Raw genomic sequence first — 2,495 nt, 5'->3', positions numbered from 1 at the left:
CCGTCGCCGTCACCGCCACGCCGGGCAGGACGCCGATCCACCAGGCAATGCGCAGAAAGTTCCGCCCCACGGCGAGCATCGCCCCCCATTGCGGTTCCGGCGCTTGCCGGCCCAAGGCGACGAAGCTCCGGCCCGCCGCCCCGCCCCTGTCCACCCCCCGCCCGCCCCCCCCGGCGCACGAGTCGCCGACCAGCGGCGCCAGGGCCTGGGCCCTGGCCCACCTCGATCGGCCGCTCCCCCTGAAGGCCCTCGCCGCGCACGCTGCCATGAGCACGCGCACCTTCACCCGCCGGTTCCGCCGGGAGACGGGCATGTCGCCGGGTGCCTGGCTCGCCGGGCAGCGCCTGCTCAGGGCGCGGCAGCTGCTCGAGCAGAGCACACTCAGCGTCGACCAGATCGCCGACCAGGCCGGGTTCGGCACCGGAGCCGCACTGCGCCAGCACTTCTCGCGCTCGCTGGGCACCAGCCCGTCGGCCTACCGCGCCACCTTCCACGGCGGGGGATAGGTCAGCGGATCAAGGTGGTCTGCTGGGCGCGGATCGTGCGGAAGAAGCGCGGACCGACGTCGGCGCCGTCGTGGTTGTAGCTGTCGATGATCTCGGCCAGCTCGTCGGCGAGGCGGCGCAGGTCCTCGGTCGCCGTGGTGCGGTCGAATTCGTCGAACTCCCAGCCCCAGGACGGCGGGATGTCGTCGATGGTGACGACGATCTGATCGGCGAACGGCGTGTACACGGTCACCGTGAGCTCGGCGGGCGCGGCGGCGAGCGGGCTGTGCACGGTCACCTCGCCCGGCCCGCCGACGACGGCGAACCGGCGGGCGAAGGCGATGTCCTCGCGCACCGACTCGACGATCGAGGCCGTGCTGGCGTGCCTGCCCGGCCGATCGTGGCGCGCGCCGTACACCCGATCGGACTCGGCGCGGGTGGCCTCGGGGGATTTCCGCAGGATCCGGTCGAGCATCCGCTGCGCCGTCGCGCGCTCGTCCGGGCCGGTGTTCTCGTGCTCGATCAGCGCGCGCAGCCGGGTGATCCGCACGAAATGGTCGGTGCCCATGCCCCGATTGTGCCGTAGGAGGGCCGGTGGAATGCGTCACATCGGTCCGGGTTCGCGCGGCGCCGAATTTATCGTGACGGGCATGAGTGAAGCGGAAGTGCTGTTCGAGGTACGCGACGGGCTCGGTCTGATCACCCTGAACCGGCCGCGTGCGATCAACGCGCTCACCCACTCGATGTGCCAGGCCATCACCGCGTCGCTGCGCGCCTGGGCCGCGGATCCGGCGATCCGCACCGTCGCCATCGTCGGGGCAGGCGAGCGCGGACTGTGCGCGGGCGGCGATATCGTCGCCATCCACCGCGACGCCAAGGCGGTCACCGACGGCGGGCCCGGCGCGCCCGCGCCGCTCGATACTCCGTCGGCCGCGTTCTGGCGCGACGAATACCTGCTCAACGACCTGATCGGCGGCTATCCGAAGCCCTATGTGGCGATCATGGACGGCATCGTGATGGGCGGCGGGGTCGGCGTGTCGGCGCACGGCAGCCATCGCGTCGTCACCGAGCGCTCGCAGATCGGCATGCCGGAGACCGGCATCGGTTTCGTCCCCGACGTCGGCGGCACCTACCTGCTCTCGCGCACCCCCGGTGAGCTGGGCACCCACGTCGCGCTGACCACGGCGCGGATGGGCGCGGGCGACGCGATCTTCGCCGGATTCGCCGACACCTTCGTGCCATCGGCGCGGGTGCCCGCCCTTCTGGAGGCCCTGCGGACCCTGCCCGCCGACGAGGCGATCGCCCGCTTCGCCGCGCCCGCACCGGATTCCGAGCTCGCCGCGCAACGCGGCTGGATCGACACCTGCTACGCCGCCGACACCGTCGAGGAGATCGTCGACGCCCTGCGCGCCGCCGACGCGCCGGAGGCGACCAAGGCCGCCGAGGACCTGCTGAGCAAGTCGCCGACCGCGGTGAAGGCCACCCTGCGCGCGCTGCGCGGAGCCCGCGAGCTGCCGACCCTGGCCGCCGCGCTTGCGGTCGAACTGCGGATCACCGTGGCCGCGTTGAGCACCCATGACCTGGTCGAGGGCATCCGCGCCCAGGTGATCGACAAGGACCGCGCGCCCCGCTGGTCGCCCGCCACGCTCGCCGAGGTCACCCCGGCTCAGGTCGACGCGTACTTCGCCCCGCTCGGCGCGGGCGAGCTGGGTTCGGCGGTGTAGAAGCCCGACAGCGCCGCTGGGTATCGTCAGCGGCATCCGTGACCGTTGACGAACACAAGAGGGTGCGCCGTGACCGATTTCGAGACGATTCTGCTGGAGCGCAAGGGCGGCAGCGAGGGTAAAGGGGCGGTCGGCTGGATCACGCTGAACCGGCCCAAGGCGCTCAACGCGCTCAACAAGCAGGTCCTCGATGATGTCGTGGCCGCGCTCGAGGAGCTCGAGGCCGATGATTCGATCGGTGCGGTGGTGATCACCGGGTCGGAGAAGGCGTTCGCGGCCGGTGCCG

General features: G+C 72.1%; 4 protein-coding genes. 3 read left to right on the top strand and 1 reads right to left on the bottom strand.

Annotated elements, in window-relative coordinates:
- Positions 1 to 506, top strand: a 506-nt coding sequence (locus tag QH270_RS31065; RefSeq protein ID WP_280347949.1) for a helix-turn-helix domain-containing protein, incomplete at its 5' end; no start/stop codon positions are given.
- A gap of 1 nt (position 507) precedes the next feature.
- On the opposite strand, the gene QH270_RS31060 is transcribed toward QH270_RS31065, so the two are convergent.
- Complete coding sequence (locus tag QH270_RS31060; RefSeq protein WP_280347947.1) at positions 508 to 1,053, bottom strand: hypothetical protein; 546 nt, start codon at positions 1,051 to 1,053, stop codon at positions 508 to 510.
- 82 nt (positions 1,054 to 1,135) lie between these two features.
- Between QH270_RS31060 and QH270_RS31055 the strand changes: the two genes are divergently transcribed.
- Together QH270_RS31055 and QH270_RS31050 are read left to right on the top strand one after the other, a co-directional pair.
- On the top strand, positions 1,136 to 2,209 hold the full coding sequence (locus QH270_RS31055) for an enoyl-CoA hydratase/isomerase family protein (protein ID WP_280347945.1): 1,074 nt from the start codon (positions 1,136 to 1,138) through the stop codon (positions 2,207 to 2,209).
- 69 nt (positions 2,210 to 2,278) lie between these two features.
- Positions 2,279 to 2,495, top strand: a 217-nt coding sequence (locus tag QH270_RS31050) for an enoyl-CoA hydratase-related protein (protein WP_280347943.1), incomplete at its 3' end; no start/stop codon positions are given.

Origin of the sequence: Nocardia neocaledoniensis, from assembly GCF_029868625.1 — a bacterium.
Taxonomy (GTDB): Bacteria; Actinomycetota; Actinomycetes; order Mycobacteriales; family Mycobacteriaceae; genus Nocardia; species Nocardia neocaledoniensis_A.
Note: the sequence above shows the minus strand (reverse complement) of the source record. Positions and strands in the feature narration are given on the sequence as shown.